This window comes from Mycobacterium sp. 1423905.2, from assembly GCF_001673155.1.
In the GTDB taxonomy this organism is placed as follows: domain Bacteria; phylum Actinomycetota; class Actinomycetes; order Mycobacteriales; family Mycobacteriaceae; genus Mycobacterium.
Genome location: NZ_LZLE01000239.1, coordinates 1 through 17232 on the forward strand (window position 1 = coordinate 1; position 17232 = coordinate 17232).

Sequence of the window (17232 nt, forward strand, 5' to 3'; positions counted from 1 at the left end):
CCGCCCGCATCAGCATCGGTTCGGAGATGTCGAACCCCACCGCCAACCCGTCAGCCGACAGCTGCGCCGCCAACGGCTTGGTGAAATTGCCTGGGCCGCAGGCGACGTCGAGCAAACTGTGGGCGCGGTCCAGATGCAGCGCCGCAGCGGCGCGGCGCTGCTCTGCGCCGGTGGTGACACCGCTGGCCAGGTAGAACGAGGTCGGCCGCCACAACCGTTCGTAGACGGTCGCGACGAACGCGCTGTTCATCGCGCGCTGAGCGAACGTCGGCACCGGAGCGCTCGTCGACTCACCCAACACGTCGAGAAAACCGTGCCGCAACACCGCCGGCTGATTCAGCAACGCTCGGGTGAACTCGATCGGATCCTGTTGGGTGACCATTGCGGCAGGGTAATGCCTGTCCTTGCCGCGCCGGCGGCCGACGCCATACCCTGAGGCGAATCAGACCGCGAACGAAACACGGGGGCGGCGGGGCCATGGGAATGCCGGTGACGCGACTCCCGGGAAGGCCGCAGTGGCCGAACTGACCGGCGCCCGGGTCGAAGAACTCGCGGGAATGGACATCTTCACCGGGTGCCCGGTCGAGGACCTGCTGCCGTTGGCGGCCAGCGTCTCGCCGCTGAGCTCTGCGCCCGGCCAGGTGCTCATGCAACAAGGTGAGCAGGCGGTGTCCTTTCTGCTCATCTCCTCCGGGCGCGCCGAGATCAAGCACGTCGGCGAGGACGGCGTGGTGATCGTCGAGCAGGCACTACCCGGCACGATCGTGGGAGAGATCGCGCTGCTGCGCAACATTCCGCGCACGGCGACGGTGATCACGATCGAGCCGTTGACCGGGTGGGTCGGCGACAACGACGCCCTGGCGCGGATGGTGCACATCCCCGGCATCATGAATCGGCTGCTGCGCACCGTGCGCCAGCGGCTGGCCGCCTTCGTCACGCCGATTCCGGTCCGCCTGCGCGACGGCACGGAGTTGACGTTGCGCCCCGTGCTCCCCGGTGACCGCGAGCGCACCGTGCACGGCCACGTCCACTTCTCCAGCGAGACCCTCTACCGGCGGTTCATGTCGGCCCGGGTCCCCACCGAGCGCCTCATGCACTACCTCGCCGAAGTCGACTACGTCGACCACTTCGTGTGGGTGATGACCGACGGCGGCGACCCGGTGGCCGATGCCCGCTTCGTTCGCGACGAGGCCGACCCGACGGTCGCCGAGATCGCCTTCACCGTCGCCGACGCCTACCAGGGCCGCGGCATCGGCACCTTCCTGATCGACGCCCTGGCGGTGGCGGCCCGCGTCGACGGCGTCGAACGGTTCTCCGCGCGGATGCTCTCGGACAACCTGCCGATGCGCACCATCATGGACCGCCACGGCGCGGTCTGGCAGCGCGAGGACATTGGCGTCATCACCACGATCATCGACGTCCCTCGGCAATTGAGCCTCAGCCGGCCGATGGTCGAGCAGATTCGGCATGCGGCGCGGCAGGTCATGGAGGCGGTCGGCTGACGCGCGGCCCAATCTCCCCGGCGGCGCCCCAATCTCGTGTTATCAACGCAGGATGCGGCCGTTGTGGATGGCACTGGTGGCCCTGCCGGTCGCCGCATGCGCCCACCCGTCCGCGCCCCCTGCTGCGGCGCCCCACACGTCGTCGCCGGCGGCGCACGGCACCGCGGTCAACCCCGCCAACATCAAGCGGGTGTCCCGTGATCTGCCGCCCGGCTACGAGGTGACCAGGGGTATCCCCAGCGGCCTCTCGCCCCGTGCGGTGTGGAACCTGGACGCCGACGCCTCGGTGACCGGAGACAAGCCGGCGCAATGCGCGACGCTGGCCGACCCGGGCGGTGGACGCGACCAGTCGGCGCAGGGAGTCTCGGGTTCGGGTGCGGGCGGGATCGTCGACGCCGTGGTGGTCGCCCTGCTGTCCGGTCGGGTGGCCTTGGACCACAACGCCGTGGCCGGTTGCGGCCAGTGGACCATGTCGGATCGGCACACGACGGCGAACGTCAGCCTCATTGAGGCACCGCACATCGACGACGCGGACACCGTCGGCATGACCGCCGAGGTTCGCACCACCGTCGAGTCGGGCGCCCAAATCGACTCGCGCACCGTGACCTTCATCGCTTACCTGGGCGGCTACTACGCATTCACCACGGTGACCACCGACCCCGGCTCCATGCTGCCGCCGCTACCACCGCAGTTCGCCGCCGACCTGCTGGTCAAAACCGTTGCGACGTTACGTAGCTGAGCACAGGTAGGGTGACCACGGTGTTGAAGGCGGTGCTCGCGATCGGATCGGTGTGCCTGGTCCTCGGCTGTTCCTCAGGAGCCAAAAGCGCTTCGCCCAACGCAGACATCGCCAAGGTGGTCGACGTCAAGAAGAGCTTCGGACCGGAGTTCAAGGTCACCGACGTCCCATCCCGGGCCATCGATCCGCAGTTCTTCGCCGCCCGCAAGCTGCCCGCTGGGTTGAGCTTCGACCCGCCGAACTGCGCCAAAACCGCGGTCGGGCCGGACATGCCGCCCGGGCTCCAGGGCAACATGGCCGCGGTCTCGGCGGAGGGTAACGGCAACCGATTCGTCGTGATGGCGGTGGAGACCTCGCAGGCGTTGCCGTTCAACGAGCCGGGCAAGGACTGCGCCAAGGTGGCGTTCGTCGGCGCCCAACTGCGCGGGGGCCTGGAAGTGGTCGACGCCCCGCACATCGACGGGACCCAGACTCAAGGCGTGCATCGGGTGCTGCAGGCGCTCGTCGACGGCTCGGCGCGCACCGGGGAGCTCTACGACTACTCCGCCCAGTTCGGTGATTTCCAGGTCATCGTCATCGCGAACCCGCTGGTGGTTCCCGACCAGCCGCTGGCCAAAGTCGACACTCAACGTGCCCGCGACCTGCTGGTCAAGGCGGTCGCGGCGATCCGCACCTAGCGCACGTCCCGGGGCCGGAACTGGATGCTGATGCGCGGGCCGGCCGGCGCCGACGTCTTGGGCACCGAATGCTCCCACGTGCGTTGGCAGGATCCGCCCATCACCAGCAGATCGCCGTGGGCCATCGGGAAGCGCAACGACCGTCCGCCGCCGCGGCGGCGCATCGCGAAGGTGCGGGTGGCGCCCAGGCTGACGATGGCGACCATGGTGTCCTGCGAGCTGCTGCGGCCGATGGTGTCACCGTGCCATGCGACGCTGTCTGAGCCGTCGCGATAACAGCACAACCCGACGGTGGTGAAGGGCTCGCCGAGTTCACCGCCGTAGATGTCGTTGAGCCGGCGGCGCAGCCGCGCGATCTGCGGGTGCGGCGGTTCCTCGACGGCTAGATCGTGAAAGCTCACCAGCCGGGGCACGTCGACGACGCGGTCATACATGTGACGACGTTCGGCCCGCCACGGCACGCAGGTCAGCAGCTCGTCGAAGAGGCTGTCGCAATCGTCGAGCCAGCCCGAGCGGATGTCGACGAAGGCGCCGTCACCGAGCTCTCTGCGCTCGTTGTGCTCGAATAGCGAGCCCTGAACCGCGATCGCCACGCGCACCAGTTTATCGCACACTCGTTCGATGAAGCGGGCGCGCGGGCCCAGCCGCTACCGTTTGAGCTGTGCGTCATATCCCGCTGAGCACCGATTCCGAGGTGGGCACCTTAAGGGTTGCCATCCTGCACCGCCCGGGTGCCGAGCTGCGCCGACTCACCCCCCGCAACAACGACCAGTTGCTTTTCGACGGGCTGCCGTGGGTAACGCGCGCGCAGGAGGAGCACGACCAGTTCGTCGAGCTGTTGCGGTCGCGTGGGGTGGAAGTGCTGCTGCTGAGTGACCTGTTGACCGAGGCGCTGCAGCACAGTGGGGCCGCCCGGATGCAGGGAGTGGCCGCGGCGGTGGATGCTCGCCGGTTGGGTTTGCCGCTGGCGCAGGAGCTTTCGACCTACCTGCGGGGGCTGGATCCGGTTCGGCTGGCTCAGGTACTGACCGCGGGAATGACGTTCAACGAGTTGCCGCCCGACATCCGCTCGGCGGTGTCGCTGGTCCTGCGCATGCATCACGGCGCGGACTTCGTCATCGAGCCGCTGCCCAATCTGGTGTTCACCCGCGACTCGTCAATCTGGATCGGACCGCGGGTGGTGATCCCCTCGCTGGCGATGCGCGCGCGGGTGCGGGAAGCGTCGTTGAGCGACCTCATCTACGCCCACCACCCGCGGTTCACCGGGGTGCGGCGGGCCTACGAGTCGCGCACCGCGCCGGTGGAAGGTGGCGACGTGTTACTGCTGGCGCCGGGTGTGCTGGCGGTCGGAGTGGGGGAGCGGACCAGCCCGGCCGGCGCAGAGGCGTTGGCGCGCAGCCTGTTCGACGACGCCTTGGCCCATACGGTGCTGGCGGTGCCGATCGCGCAGCGCCGTGCGCAGATGCATCTGGACACGGTGTGCACGATGGTCGACACCGACACCGTGGTGATGTACGCCAATGTGGTGGACACGTTGTCCGCGTTCACCATTGAGCGGACGCCGGGTGGGGTGACGATCAGCGAGGAGACGCCCTTCCTCGAGGCGGCGGCCCAGGCGATGGGCATCGACAAGCTGCGCGTCATCCATACCGGCCTGGATCCCGTTGTGGCAGAACGCGAACAGTGGGACGACGGCAACAACACGCTGGCGTTGGCGCCCGGCGTCGTCGTCGCCTATGAACGCAACACCGAGACCAACGAGCGGTTGCAGGACGCGGGCATCGAAGTGCTCACCATTCCTGGCTCAGAGTTGGGGACGGGCCGGGGCGGGCCGCGCTGCATGTCGTGCCCGGTCGCGCGTGACTCCATCCGCTGACGCCGAGATTGCCGGAGGGGTTGTGATAGGCCGTCGAGTCACAGCCCTGGCGGCAATCTCGGCGCAAGGCGGCGGGTCAGTTCGTCGCGCACCCGGTGGATGACGAACATCGGTGAATCCTCCTTGACCACCCTGATCACCCGCCAGCCCAGCTCGGCGATCATCTCGCCGCGGCGAAGGTCCTTGACGTATTGCCGACGGTCGGTCCGATGCTGCTCACCGTCGTATTCCAGCGCCACCATCGGTTCCTCCCAGCCCATATCGAGGTACGCCACGAAATGGCCGTCGGTGACTTTGATCTGAGTAACCGGGCGGGGGAGTCCGGCGTCCATGACGAGCAGCCGCAACCAGCTTTCTTTCGGTGACTGTGCCCCACCGTCCATGAGCGCCAACGCGCGTCGACAGCGTCGAATATTGCGGGCGCCGCGGTGGCGTGCGAGCAACTCCGCCACGTCGCCGGCCGCCAGACCGGTCGCGGCGGACAAGGCGTCGAGATGGGCCACGGCCATGCCGCGCGGAAGATGCCGAGCCAGGTCGAACGCCGTCCATACCGGGTTGGTGACCGGTAGCCCGTTGACTTCAACGACGTCGTCGTCACTGATCCGCTCTCGGCGCACGATGACGCCGGGCGGCGGGTGGTGGAGCATGCCGATCACCTCGATCGGGATGAAATCGTCGATCCACTTCGCGCCGTGCAGAGCGGCGGCGGCGCGGCCGGTGATCACACCCCGACGGCCCGACCACAGCCACGCCGCGCGAATGTTGACCCACAGGGTCTGCGGCGCGTCCTTGGGCAGGTACACATCACGGTGCACGCGGCGGTAATTCCACCGCAATTGGCCGCGGGTGAGGGCGCCGCGGGCCAGAGCTTCGCTGCCGAGAAACACCGTCACGCGCCGATGATGCTGCGGGCGGCCTTTCCTATGCGTCCAGATTGCCGTGGGGGTTGTGGATGGAGCGCATCCCACAGCTGTGGCGGCAATCTCGGCGATATCAGCGCCAGCTGGGCAGCCAGATCTCCATGTTCCACGTCTGCTGCGAGATCGGCAGCCCGGTCAGCACCGGGAACAGCCACGCGAAGTTCGTCACCACCAGTGCCACATAGCAGCTCGCCAGGATCAGCCCCAGCGTGCGTCGCTCCCGACCCTGTTGCGGCTGATGCAGGATGTCACCGAGGATCAGCGCAATGCCCATCACCAGGAACGGCGCCATGGTGGCCGCGTAGAAGAAGTACATCTGCCGGTCGATCTCGGCGAACCACGGCAGCCATCCCGCGCAGTAGCCCACCAGCACTACCGCGTACCGCCAGTCGCGACGCACGAACGCCCGCCAGGCCGCGTAGATCAGCACCGGCACCGAGATCCACCACATGGCCGGCGTGCCCACCAGCATCTCGGCCTTGACGCACGACTGCGCGCCGCAGCCCGACACGTTGTTCTGGTCGATCGCGTACAGCACCGGTCGCAACGACATCGGCCAGCTCCACGGCTTGGACTCCCAGGGGTGGTAGTTGCCCGCCGAATTGGTCAGTCCCGCATGGAAATGGAAGGCATTGGCGGTGTAGTACCACAGCGACCGGATGGCGTCGGGCAGCGGCACCACCGAGTCCGGACCGATCGCTTGGCCCACCAGATGCCGGTCGATCGCCGTCTCCGAGGCGAACCACCCCGCATAGCTGGCCAGATACACCCCGAGCGGAATCAGCACCAACGCATACGCGGTCGGCGCGAGGTCGCGGCGCAGCACCCCCAGCCACGGCCTGGGCGCCTGATAGGCGCGCCGCGCCGCGACGTCGAACGCCAGGGACATGGCGCCGAAGAACACTACGAAGTACAAGCCCGACCACTTGGTGCCGCACGCCAACCCCAGCAGCACTCCGGCACCGAACCGCCACCAGCGCACCCCGAGCCGCGGACCCCACACCGTCTCGGCCATGCGGTTCTCCTGCGCCGCGACGTGCATCCGCTGCCGGACCTGATCGCGGTCGACGATTAGTGCGCCGAATGCCGCCAGCACGAAGAACGTCAGGAAGCCGTCCAGCAATGCCGTGCGCGCGGCCACGAAGCTGACCCCGTCGCAGATGATCAGCAGCCCGGCGATCCCACCGACCAGCGTGGACCGGCTGATCCGCCGCACAATCCGCAGCACCAGCGCCACCATGACCACGCCCAACAGCGCACCGGTGAACCGCCAACCCACTCCGGTGTAACCGAACAGCGCCTCACCGACGGCGATCAGCTGCTTGCCCGCCGGCGGGTGCACCACCAACCCGAAGCCCGGGTTGTCCTCGATGCCGTGGTTGTGCAGCACCTGCCAGGCCTGCGGCGCGTAGTGCTTTTCGTCGAAGATCGGGGTGCCGTTGTCGGTGGGTGAGCCGAGGTTCAGGAAACGGGTGATCGCGGCCAGCAGGGTGATGACGGCCGTCGCGACCCAGCCGCGCAGCCGGTCGACCGGCCCGAAGTCGGCGACGGGCAGCAGCGGTCCCGGGCTGACGACGGGTGCCTCGCGCTGCTCGCCCAGGACGGCGGCTTCGTGCGGCGGGGCGGTCATCACGTCGATCGTAGGCTGTCGGTCATGACTTCTGGGCGCCTGTTGCTCGCCGCGACCCCGTTGGGCCAGCCGTCGGACGCCTCGCCGCGTCTGGTCGACGCGCTGGCCCACGCCGACGTGGTGGCCGCCGAGGACACCCGCCGAGTGCGCAACCTGGCCAAGGCGCTCGACGTGCAGATTGGGGGACGGGTGGTCAGCCTGTTCGACCGGGTGGAGGCGTTGCGGACTGGGGCCTTGGTCGAGGCGATCGAGGCCGGCGCGACGGTGCTGGTGGTCAGCGACGCGGGGATGCCGGTGATCAGCGATCCCGGCTACCGGCTGGTCGCCGCCTGCGTCGACGCCGGATTGCCGGTCACCTGCCTGCCCGGACCGTCGGCGGTGACGACGGCGCTGGTCCTGTCGGGTCTGCCGTCGGAGAAGTTCTGCTTCGAAGGGTTCGCGCCGCGCCGCGGAGCGGCCCGGCGCACCTGGCTGGCCTCCTTGGCCGACGAGCAGCGCACCTGCGTCTTCTTCGAATCGCCGCGCCGGTTGGCGGCATGTCTACGCGACGCCGTGGCGGAGCTGGGCGGCGAACGTCGGGCGGCGGTCTGCCGCGAGTTGACCAAGGTGCACGAGGAGGTAGTGCGCGGTTCGCTCGAGGAGCTTTCGGCCTGGGCCGAGGACGGGGTCCTCGGCGAGATCACCGTGGTGCTGGCCGGTGCCACCGCACGGGCCGACGTGCCCGCGCTGGTCGCCGAGGTGGAGAAGCTGGTCACCGCGGGGATCCGCGTCAAGGACGCCTGCAGCGAAGTGGCCGGGGCCAACGAGGGCGTGCGATCACGCCAGCTTTATGACGCCGTGATGCTGGCCCGCCGAGAGGCAGAGCTGCAAGCTCCCTGACCGGTCAGGGCGTGCAGATCGGGATGACCGAGCCCGGCAAGCACAGGTGCGGCGCCGGCGGCAGCGGCGGGGGACCCGGCAGCGCCGGTAGCGGCGGAAGCCCCTGCGGCAGGCTGGTCGGAATCCCGGCTGCGGCCGCCAGTGCGGGCAGCGCCGCGGCCACCGCCGCGGGATCGACGGGCGGCAGCGCGGGCAAGCCCGCGGGGATAGCGGCGGGTAGACCGCCGCCGGCTGCGGCCGCCAGGGCGGGCAGCGCCGCGGCGACCATGCCCGGGTCGACACCCGGCAGCGCCGGCAAGCCGCCGGGGAGGCCACCGGCTGCGGCCAGTGCGGGCAGCGCGGCGGCCAGCATCGCGGGGTCTATCCCCGGCAACGCCGGCAGGCCCGCGGGCAGACCGGCCTGCAGGGCCGGCAGCACGGCTGCCAGTTGCGGCACCCCACCGGCGGCCAAGGCCAGCAGGTCCGTCGGCGAAACACCCGGCAGACCCGGAAGGCCGGTCGCCGCGAGGGACGCCAGGCTGGTCGGCGACACCCCGGGCAGACCCGGCAGGCTCAGCCCCGGCAGACCGCCGGCGGCCGCCAGTCCGATCATCCCGGCCGGCGAAATGCCCGGGATACCGGGCAGGCCGGGCAACGCCAACGCCGGCAGACCCACCGCGGGCAGACCAGCGCCGGGCAGCAGCATGTTGGCCACCGAGGTGCCGGCGCCACCGAGAGCGGGCAAGATGCCCGATTGCTGCAGCGCGTTGTAGGCCAATACCACGTAGGTGACGGCCAGCGCACTGGTGCTCGCCACGCCGGCCACGGTGTTGCCGATGCCCAGCACGCCGTTGACCACCGCGTAGGCGGTGTTCACCGCGCTCGCGCCGTTGGCGAGGCCCCCGAGATCCGGCAGGCCGGGATATCCGATTCCGGGGATGCCGAGACCCGGGACGCCGACGCCGGGAATGCCCAGACCGGGGATGCCGACGTCAGGAACCCCAGGCGGCGGCGCCAGCGCGGCGCTGGGCGGGCCGGCCGCTCCGGCATTGGGCAGCGAGGCGATTCCCGGGCTGACCGGTGTGGCCGAGCCGTTGCCGGGCAGCGCAACGGCGGCGGCCGGCGCCGCCGGTGGGGGCACCGGGTTGGGCTGCGCTGCGGACCGCGCGATTTGGTCCGGTCCGACCGCGGGAGCCTGACTCGGCTTGCCCGCCTGCGTCGGATTCGGCATCAGGACCGACGAGAGGCGATCGCATTGCTGACCAGCGTTGCAGGTTCCCCCGGCGATGCGCGTGGGCGTAGAGACCGTCAACGGGGCAACCGCCAGCGCTCCACCCAAAACGGCCGCGGCCGCAGCGCCGGCAACAGCGATTCTCATGACCGATCTCCTCTACCGATTCGACCCACCGAACGACATGGATCGATGGCTCAGTCTAGGCGTAGCCGGTCTGTTATGTCGGCGTAATGCGAAACTCCCCCGACGGCTTGGCGGTCGTCGATTTGCTGACTAACCGACCCGGGTAGCACTCGCCGAAGCCGGCATTCCGACGATCGGGGCGGCCTTATGCAGGCATTCTTCCCACTCGGCGGCCGGGTCGGAATCGGCGGTGATGCCGCCGCCTACGCCCAGCACGGCGTTGCCCGCCGCGTCGAATTCGACGGTCCGGATTGCCACGTTGAGCTCACACCCTGCCACTGGCGATGCGAATCCCACTGTGCCGCAATATATCCCGCGTCGGCGCTGTTCCCATTGCGAAATCAGTTGGCGGGCTCGCAGTTTGGGAGTCCCGGTCACCGACGCAGGGGGGAAGGCGGCGTCCAGCAGCGCCGACGTCGGTAATTCGGCGGGAACCTGCGCGCACACCGTCGACACCAGATGCCAGACGCCGGGCGCCCGGCGCACCACCAGCAGCTCGGGCACGGTCACCGACCCGGTGACCGCCACCCGGCCCAGGTCGTTGCGGACCAGGTCGACGATCATGATGTTCTCGGCGACCTCTTTGGGGGAGGCCCGCAGCGCTGAGGGCCAGGCGTCCAGCGGCAAGGTGCCTTTGATCGGGCTGGAGGTGACGGTGGACCCCCGGCGGCGCAGAAAGAGCTCCGGCGACAGCGACGCCACGGCGCCCCACCGGCCGGCGACATAGGCGGCGCGAGCCGGCGCGGTGCGGGCGACGCCGTCGGCGAAGAAGTCCAGCGGCGAGCCGGCGACCGTGCCGGTGAACTGGGTGCAGACACAGGCCTGATACACCTCGCCGGCGCCGATCGCCGCCAAGCAGGCCAACACCCCGGCGCGGTGGGTCGCCCGGTCGGCGGGCGCCCAGTCGATGTGGCAGCTCGAGGCGGGCCGGGGCGCCGTGCCCATGGCCAGCGCGTCGGCCAGCCACTGCGGCATCGGCGCGCCGGTCAGGCTCTCGTACCACCATTGGCCGTGCCGGTCGCGGCGCAGCACGCAGTCGGTCCACCCGCCCGCGGCCTCGGGGATGCGATGGGGAGCTTCGTCGGCGGCCGGGTCCGGATAGGACAGGTAGCCGACCCAGCCGCCACCCACCGCGCCGTCGGCCCCGGCGCCGGGCCGCACCGCGAAGGCCTCGGCGGGGCGCACCGGCTGCACCAGCACGCTGGGGGCGATCACCGCCAGCGAATCGAACCACTCGCCGGTCAGCGCGGCGGGCGGCGGCAACCCCAGCCGCCGGGTGGCACGACCGATCGCGCGCAACGCCTGGGGGGCCGCGCCCAAGTCGCCGAGCCGGTCGATTCGCACCGCCCTAGCTTGACAGAACGGCGGACTTTCGCAGCATGAGCCGGCTCAGCCGCGGCTGATCGCGCGGGCGTAAGCCAGCGCCGTCAGCTTTTCCGGATTGCGGGTGACGTAGAAGTTGGTGATCTTGTCCTCGGCGATCTCGAAGGTGATGACACCTTCGAGTTTGTCGTCGAGGTACAACACCACCGCCGGGGCGCTGTTGCAGGTCACCATCCGCACGTGCAGCCGTCCGTCGGTCTTGCGCATCAGTCCGGCGATGGCGCGGGCCACCCGCAGCGCACCGACCACCGGCTTGCGCGCCGCCGTCGCCTTACCACCGCTGTCGGCGGTCCAGGTGGCATCCGGGGCCAGCATCGTCATCAGCGCTTCCACGTCGCCGCTGGCCGCGGTGGCCAGGAACTGCGCGGTGATCTGCGCGTTGCGTTGGGGGTCGACGTTGTCGAACCTCTTGCGCCGGGCCTGGACGTGTTCGCGGGCGCGGTGGGCCACCTGTCGCACCGTCGGCACCGGTTTGCCCACCGCCTCCGCGATCTCGCCGTAGTCGAAGCCGAACACTTCCCGCAGCACGAACACCGCTCGCTCGTCCGGGCTCAGCGTTTCCAGCAGCACCAACATCGCCATCGAAACCGATTCGGCCAGCACCACGTCCGCCGACGCGTCCTGCTCGTCGAGCAGCAACGGCTCGGGCAGCCACGGTCCCACGTACTCCTCGCGCCGGCGGGCGTCGGCTCGCAGCGCGTTGAGCGCCTGCCGGGTGACCAGTTGGGCGAGGTAGGACTTGGTGTCGCGCACGCCGGCCAGGTCGACGGCAGCCCACCGCAAGTAGCTGTCCTGCAGCACGTCGTCGGCTTCGGTGGTGGAGCCGAGTATTTCGTAGGCGATGGTGAACAGCAACGGGCGCAACAGGGTGAAGCGTTGCGCGTGTTCGTCGCCGACCGTGGTCATCGCAGCGCGACCGCCTCGTCGGCCGCCAGCTGCGCGGACCGCTTGCCTCCCTTGAGCCAGAGGTACGAGCCGGGCTTGGCGGCTTCGCGGCGCATCGCCCACACCGTGCCCTTGCAGATGGCTTCCTTGAGGCTGGCCACGCTGCGCCCGCCCAGCGCCAGGTTGATCGGGCTGTCGTCGGTGTGCGAGAGCTGCAGCGTGGCGCGAGTGCGGCCGAGGCTGATGCACTGTCCGACGAACGCCTGGCTGAGCGCTGCGGGGGTTTCGCCGGCGATGCGGCTGAGCACGGTATTGGCGGCCTGGGCGCCCAGCGGCCCGGCGGCCTGGCAGCTCATGCGCAGCGGCTGCCCCGACGGCGCGGCGGCGTCACCGGCGGCGACGATGCGGTCGTCGCTGATGCTGGTCAGCGTCTCGTCGGTGAGCAACCGGCCCAGGGCGTCGGTGCGCAGACCGCTGCGCGTCGCCAGGTCCGGCACCCCGAAGCCCGCCGTCCATACCGTGGCCGCGCTGGGCACGACGGTGCCGTCGCTCAGCACCACCGAGTCCCACCGCACCTCGGTGACCGCGAGCGGCTCGAGCACCCGCACGCCCAGCTTGCGCAGCGCCTTGGCCACCGAACGGCGGCCGCGCGGGCTCAATGACGGGCCCAGCACCCCGCCGCACACCATGGTCACCCGGCGGCCCTGCTCGGCCAGTTCGGACGCCGCTTCGATACCGGTCAGGCCGGCGCCGACCACGGTGACGGGGGCGTCGGGGGCTTGGTCGGCCAGCAGGTAACCCAGTCGCTTGGCGCTTTCCAGATCGGCCACGGAGTGGGCGTAATCGGCCGCGCCGGGCACCGCGGGCATTCCGGCGGTGCTGCCGACCGCGTAGATGAGGTAGTCGTAGTTCAGCTGAGCACTCGAACTCAGCGTCACCCGCCGGTCGGCGGCGTCGATGCGGTCCACGGTGTCGACCACCAGTTGCACACCCTCGGCGAGCAGCGACCCGTAGTCGACGGTGGCGGCGGCAGTACCGGCGGCCAGCTGGTGCAGGCGAATGCGTTCGACGAACACCGAACGGGAATTGACCAGGGTGACGTCCACGTCGTCGCGCACCCGCAGGTGGTTGGCGGCGAGGGTGCCGGCGTACCCGCCGCCGATGACGACGACGTGCGTCCGGGTTTTGGCCAGCTCGGGAAGGTCAGACATCGGTGTCTCCTGTTCTTGCGGTTGCCAGTTACGCCCTTGAGACACCGCAGAACCGCCAGGCGTGACAATACGGGCGGGTAATGTGAGCTGTCTCACGTGCGAATCGTCAGGCGCGCTCCGGTAGGAAAACGAAATTGTTGACGTACACCCCGCGCGCCGCCCAGTCGTCTTGGGCCCCGGCGATGTTCGCCGGGTTCTGATGTCGGGCGGGGTCGAACTCCTCGACGGGTCGGCGTTGGCCGGCGACGTCGAAGTAACCGGCGTATCCCAGGGCGCTCAACCTGGCGGTGATGTCGGCGACGGCGTTGGGGTGGTGGCGTTCTTCGGCTTCCACGACGATGGCCGGCCGGTTGCGGCTCAGGGTGTCGGTGGCGCCGCGCAGCACGGCAAGCTCATGGCCTTCCACGTCGATCTTGACCAGGCCGACGTCGTCCAAGCGCAGATCGTCGAGGCGGCACACCGGCACCTCGATGGTGGCGACCGATCCGCCGCCGGCATCGCTCAGGACGTTGTCGCTGTCGATGGTGCTGCGGCCTGGGTCGGATTCGTAGACCCGCATCGTCGTCACGCCCGGCTGGTCGGACAGCGCCACCGACTCGACGCGCACCGGCGCGCCGACGGCGGTGAACATCGCCGTCAGTTCGCGCGCCTGGGCCGGGCGCGGCTCGAAGGCCACCACCGACCGCGATGAGGAAAGCATCGCGATGGAGAACTCGCCGACGTCGGCACCGATGTCCACCGACACTCGGTTGGGGTCGCACAGCGCTCGGACGAGTTGCACGTCCGCGCGTGATTCGCCCAGGCGCTGCAAAATCCGGTACTTGCGCCGCCAGAAGAGTTTTGGCGCGACGGCTTTGGCCGCCGGGGCCAGCATTCGTTTAGCCGAGCGGGCGAGTGGCATTTGCTGCGGCCTCCCATGCGGTGCTGTGACGGAATTGCGCTCGGCACCCAGTTACGTGCCCGACCGGGCAACCGGGCGCATGTTAGTCTCATCTAACTATCAGTGCGTGACCTGCGCCGGAGAGAGCGGCTCGCCAGCCCGTTCGTCGACTCGGCCAGGAGCCATAATTGGGCTGTTGCCCACTTGGGACACGTGTACACACCGGAGGTCTCCGTTGCCACGCAGCCTAGACCTGGTCGTGACCTCGGTAGCCACCCAGCTCATGGAGGCCACGGCGTCCACCGCAACGCGGGTCAGTGAACGGGTGCTCGCGCAACTGGTCGAGCAGTTCGACCTCGACGCCAGTTTCCTGCGCCACCACGATCACGACATCCGCGCCTCGGTGCTGGTCGCCGAATGGCCTCCCCGCACCGACGTCCCCGATCCGGACCCGCAAGCCGTCGTGCACTTCACCAGCGCCGACCCGGTTCTCGCACAATGCGAACACGGCCGCAAGCCGGTCGTGATCCGGCCCGATCAGGGCGGCGCCCGCGCCCTGCAACGGCTGATCGGTGGCACCAAGCAGGCGGCGTCGCCGTCGGTGGCGGCCGCGCCGCTGGTGTCGGGGGAGATGACCACCGGGGTGCTGGGCTTTGTGAAGTATGGCGCGCGAAAGTGGAAGCAAGAGCAGATCAATACGCTCGAGGCGGTCGCCGCGCTGTTCGCCCAATTGCAAGCGCGGATCTCCGCCGAAGAGAAGCTGCGGTACCTCGCCGAGCATGACGACCTGACGGGTTTGTACAACCGTCGGGCGTTGGTTGCGCACCTGTCGGACCGCTTGTCGGCGGGTAACCCGGGACCCGTCGCCGTGCTGTACATGGACCTCGACCGGCTCAAGTCGATCAACGACTACATGGGCCACACCGCCGGCGACTGGTTCATCCGGGTGTTCGCGCAGCGACTCCGGGTGTGCGCCGGCAGCCAGAGCATGATCGCGCGTCTGGGGGGTGATGAGTTCGTCGTCATTCCGGAACAGACGATGTCGGCCGGCGCCGCGGAAGCATTCGCCCGCCGGCTCGGCGCCATGCTGCGCGAGCGACTGGCCATCGGCGGTCACCAGATCACCCGCACGGTGAGCATCGGTCTGGCCGTGGGCATGCCGGGCCGCGACAACAGCACCGACCTCCTGCGCCGCGCCGACGAGGCGGTGCTGACCGCCAAGCGTGCGGGCGGCAACCAGGTCGCGCTGTCCACCGACGACATGTCGCTGAAGAGCGCCTTCCGCAACGACATCGAGTTGCACCTGCAGGGTGATATCGACAGTGAGGCGCTGCTGCTGCACTACCTGCCCGAGGTCGACCTGTGGACCGGCGCCATCGTGGCCGCCGAGGCGCTGGTGCGTTGGCGACACCCCATCTGGGGTCTGTTGCTGCCCGATTCGTTCATCGGGGTGGCGGAGTCGACGAACCTGGCCGGTGAGCTCGGTCGGTGGGTGATGCGCGCTGCCTGTTCTGAATTCGCCCGCTGGCGCGCCAACGGCGTCGGTCAAAGCGCGATCCTGCGCATCAATGTCTCTCCGGTGCAGTTGATCACGCGGGGGTTCGTCCGCAGCGTCGCCGACACCATCGAAGAGTTCGGCATCGACGGCGGCTCGGTGTGCCTGGAGATCACCGAGCGGGCAGTGGTGCACGACATCGAAACCACCCGTAAAACGCTGGCCGAGCTCAAGGAGGTCGGGGTTCAGATCGCGATCGACGACTTCGGCACCGGCTACGCGGTGCTGTCGCACCTGAAGTCCCTTCCCGTCGACATGCTCAAGATCGACACCGGGTTCGTGCGTGACTTGGGCACCAACGCCGGCGACCTGGCGATCGTGCGCGCTATCATCGGCCTGGCCGAGGCTTTCGGCCTGCAATTGGTCGCCGAAGGTGTGGAAACCCCGACCGCGGCACTGACTTTGATGCAACACGGTTGCCACCGGGCGCAGGGATTCCTGCTGTCCCGGCCGGTTCCCGGCAATGCCATGGAGGCGTTGCTGTCCGCGCGCTGGATGCCGATGCCGTTCCTCGCCGACCGCGAGGCGCTGACGCTCGGCGCTATCTAGCACAGAATGGTCCGAACGATTAAGAAGAAGGCGCGGGTTCTGCTTGCGTGCGCGGCGTGTGTCGTCCTGGTCGTCGCCGCCTGCCGAAGCAGCCACGAGGCGACCAGTCCGCTGACCGCGATGGCCAGTCCGGCGATTCCCGCGGCCGCGCAGGAAATTCCGAACCCGCTGCGCGGCCAGTACGAAGACCTGCTGCAGCCGTTGTTTCCCCAAGGACAGCCGACTCAGCAGCGCTACCCGGCTTGGCCGGCGTCCTACGACGCCAGCTTGCGGGTGTCCTGGCGCCAATTGCAGCCCACCGACCCGGCCACCCTACCCCCGGACGCACCCGACGATCGCAAATACGACTTCAGCGTCATCGACGACACCCTGACCAAATTGGCCGAACGCGGGATGCGATTGACGTTGCGGATTTACGCCTACAACTCCTGCTGCAACGCGTCGTACCCGAACAACACCAACCTGGCGATTCCGGATTGGGAACGCGCCCGACCCGGCACCAGCAGGAGCTATCCCGGGCCGTCGAGCGGACCCGCGCCCGGCGTTACCCAAGTGGTGCCCAACTTCAACGACCCGACCTATCTCGACGACTTCTCCCAGCTGCTGGCCGCATTGGGACGCCGCTACGACGGGGACGAACGGCTCAGTGTGTTCGAATTCTCCGGTTACGGTGACTTCAGCGAGAATCACGTCGCCTATCTGCGCGACGCGCTGGGCGCACCCGGCCCAGCACCCGAGGAAAGCACTGCGGCACTGGGCTATTACAGCCAGTTCCGCGATCAGAACATCACCACCGCGTCGATTCGGCGGTTGGTCAGCGCCAACGTCGACGCGTTCCCGCACACCCAACTGGTGGTGACGCCGAACAACCCCGAGATCGTGCGGGAACTGCTGGCCGACGACGTCACGAAGAGATCGGTCGCACCGGTGGGCATTCGCTCCGACTGCCTGGGTGTCTACTCGCCGCTGCCGACCTGGGCGGAGACCAACACCTCGCACTATGTGCAGACCCGCGATCCGCTGATCGCCGCGCTGCGCCAGCGGCTGGCCGTGGCGCCGGTCATCACCGAATGGTGCGAGTTGCCCAGCGGCACAACGGCGCAGGACTACTACCAGAAGGGACTGCACGACGTCATCCGCTATCACGTGT

General features: G+C 69.1%; 14 protein-coding genes and 2 pseudogenes. 7 read left to right on the forward strand and 9 right to left on the reverse strand.

The genetic code is table 11. The annotated features are described in order from the left end of the window. Window positions 1-382: pseudogene (locus tag A9W95_RS15080) on the reverse strand (SAM-dependent methyltransferase); the annotation flags it as partial. Between the two features lie 175 nt (window positions 383-557). On the opposite strand from A9W95_RS15080, the gene A9W95_RS15085 reads away from it, so the two are divergent. From A9W95_RS15085 to A9W95_RS15095, 3 genes are read left to right on the forward strand one after another with little or no spacing between them, the layout of a single operon-like run. Then, window positions 558-1502: a GNAT family N-acetyltransferase gene (locus A9W95_RS15085; RefSeq protein ID WP_156746221.1), complete on the forward strand. Its 945-nt coding sequence runs from the start codon at window positions 558-560 to the stop codon at window positions 1500-1502. 52 nt (window positions 1503-1554) lie between these two features. Next, entirely contained in the window at window positions 1555-2241 is a 687-nt protein-coding gene (locus A9W95_RS15090; protein WP_067414103.1) for a DUF5642 family protein, read from the forward strand. Window positions 2242-2261: 20 nt separating this feature from the next. Further along, entirely contained in the window at window positions 2262-2918 is a 657-nt protein-coding gene (locus A9W95_RS15095; protein ID WP_067414144.1) for a DUF5642 family protein, read from the forward strand. Here A9W95_RS15095 and A9W95_RS15100 read toward each other — a convergent pair. Beyond that, window positions 2915-3511: an alpha-ketoglutarate-dependent dioxygenase AlkB gene (locus A9W95_RS15100; RefSeq protein ID WP_216638171.1), complete on the reverse strand. Its 597-nt coding sequence runs from the start codon at window positions 3509-3511 to the stop codon at window positions 2915-2917. The two genes, A9W95_RS15095 and A9W95_RS15100, sit on opposite strands and share 4 nt — an antisense overlap. Before the next feature lie 77 nt (window positions 3512-3588). Here A9W95_RS15100 and arcA point away from each other — a divergent pair, with 77 nt between their 5' ends. After that, a complete protein-coding gene (gene arcA / locus A9W95_RS15105; RefSeq protein ID WP_371328077.1) occupies window positions 3589-4794 on the forward strand; it encodes an arginine deiminase in 1206 nt (401 codons plus the stop codon). A 38-nt stretch (window positions 4795-4832) separates the two neighbouring features. Here the strand turns inward: arcA and A9W95_RS15110 are convergent, their stop codons facing one another. After that, a complete protein-coding gene (locus A9W95_RS15110; RefSeq protein WP_067414115.1) occupies window positions 4833-5687 on the reverse strand; it encodes a hypothetical protein in 855 nt (284 codons plus the stop codon). Window positions 5688-5787: 100 nt separating this feature from the next. Beyond that, complete coding sequence (locus A9W95_RS15115) at window positions 5788-7344, reverse strand: dolichyl-phosphate-mannose--protein mannosyltransferase (RefSeq protein WP_067414117.1); 1557 nt, start codon at window positions 7342-7344, stop codon at window positions 5788-5790. Window positions 7345-7368: 24 nt separating this feature from the next. On the opposite strand from A9W95_RS15115, the gene rsmI reads away from it, so the two are divergent. Continuing rightward, the gene (gene rsmI, locus A9W95_RS15120) at window positions 7369-8223 is read left to right on the forward strand and encodes a 16S rRNA (cytidine(1402)-2'-O)-methyltransferase (RefSeq protein ID WP_067414120.1); all 855 of its coding nucleotides are present in this window, start codon (window positions 7369-7371) and stop codon (window positions 8221-8223) included. A gap of 4 nt (window positions 8224-8227) precedes the next feature. Here the strand turns inward: rsmI and A9W95_RS26895 are convergent, their stop codons facing one another. The 5 genes from A9W95_RS26895 to A9W95_RS15145 all read right to left on the reverse strand — a co-directional run bounded on the left by A9W95_RS26895 (window position 8228) and on the right by A9W95_RS15145 (window position 13999). Next, window positions 8228-9580 carry a hypothetical protein gene (locus A9W95_RS26895; RefSeq protein WP_067414121.1) on the reverse strand — a complete coding sequence of 451 codons (1353 nt, stop codon included), beginning with the start codon at window positions 9578-9580 and terminating at the stop codon, window positions 8228-8230. A 129-nt stretch (window positions 9581-9709) separates the two neighbouring features. Further along, entirely contained in the window at window positions 9710-10963 is a 1254-nt protein-coding gene (locus A9W95_RS15130) for an aminodeoxychorismate synthase component I (protein ID WP_067414123.1), read from the reverse strand. A gap of 45 nt (window positions 10964-11008) precedes the next feature. Beyond that, entirely contained in the window at window positions 11009-11908 is a 900-nt protein-coding gene (locus A9W95_RS15135; RefSeq protein ID WP_067414128.1) for an RNA polymerase sigma-70 factor, read from the reverse strand. Beyond that, complete coding sequence (locus tag A9W95_RS15140) at window positions 11905-13098, reverse strand: NAD(P)/FAD-dependent oxidoreductase (protein ID WP_067414129.1); 1194 nt, start codon at window positions 13096-13098, stop codon at window positions 11905-11907. Before A9W95_RS15140 ends, A9W95_RS15135 begins: the two co-directional genes overlap by 4 nt. A gap of 106 nt (window positions 13099-13204) precedes the next feature. Next, window positions 13205-13999, reverse strand: coding sequence for an FkbM family methyltransferase (locus A9W95_RS15145; RefSeq protein WP_067414131.1), 795 nt, complete (start codon window positions 13997-13999; stop codon window positions 13205-13207). 214 nt (window positions 14000-14213) lie between these two features. Here A9W95_RS15145 and A9W95_RS15150 point away from each other — a divergent pair, with 214 nt between their 5' ends. Both A9W95_RS15150 and A9W95_RS15155 read left to right on the forward strand, forming a co-directional pair. Next, window positions 14214-16082, forward strand: a complete 1869-nt coding sequence (locus A9W95_RS15150) for a bifunctional diguanylate cyclase/phosphodiesterase (RefSeq protein ID WP_067414136.1) — start codon at window positions 14214-14216, stop codon at window positions 16080-16082. A 120-nt stretch (window positions 16083-16202) separates the two neighbouring features. Further along, a pseudogene (locus A9W95_RS15155) lies at window positions 16203-17232 on the forward strand (hypothetical protein); the annotation flags it as partial.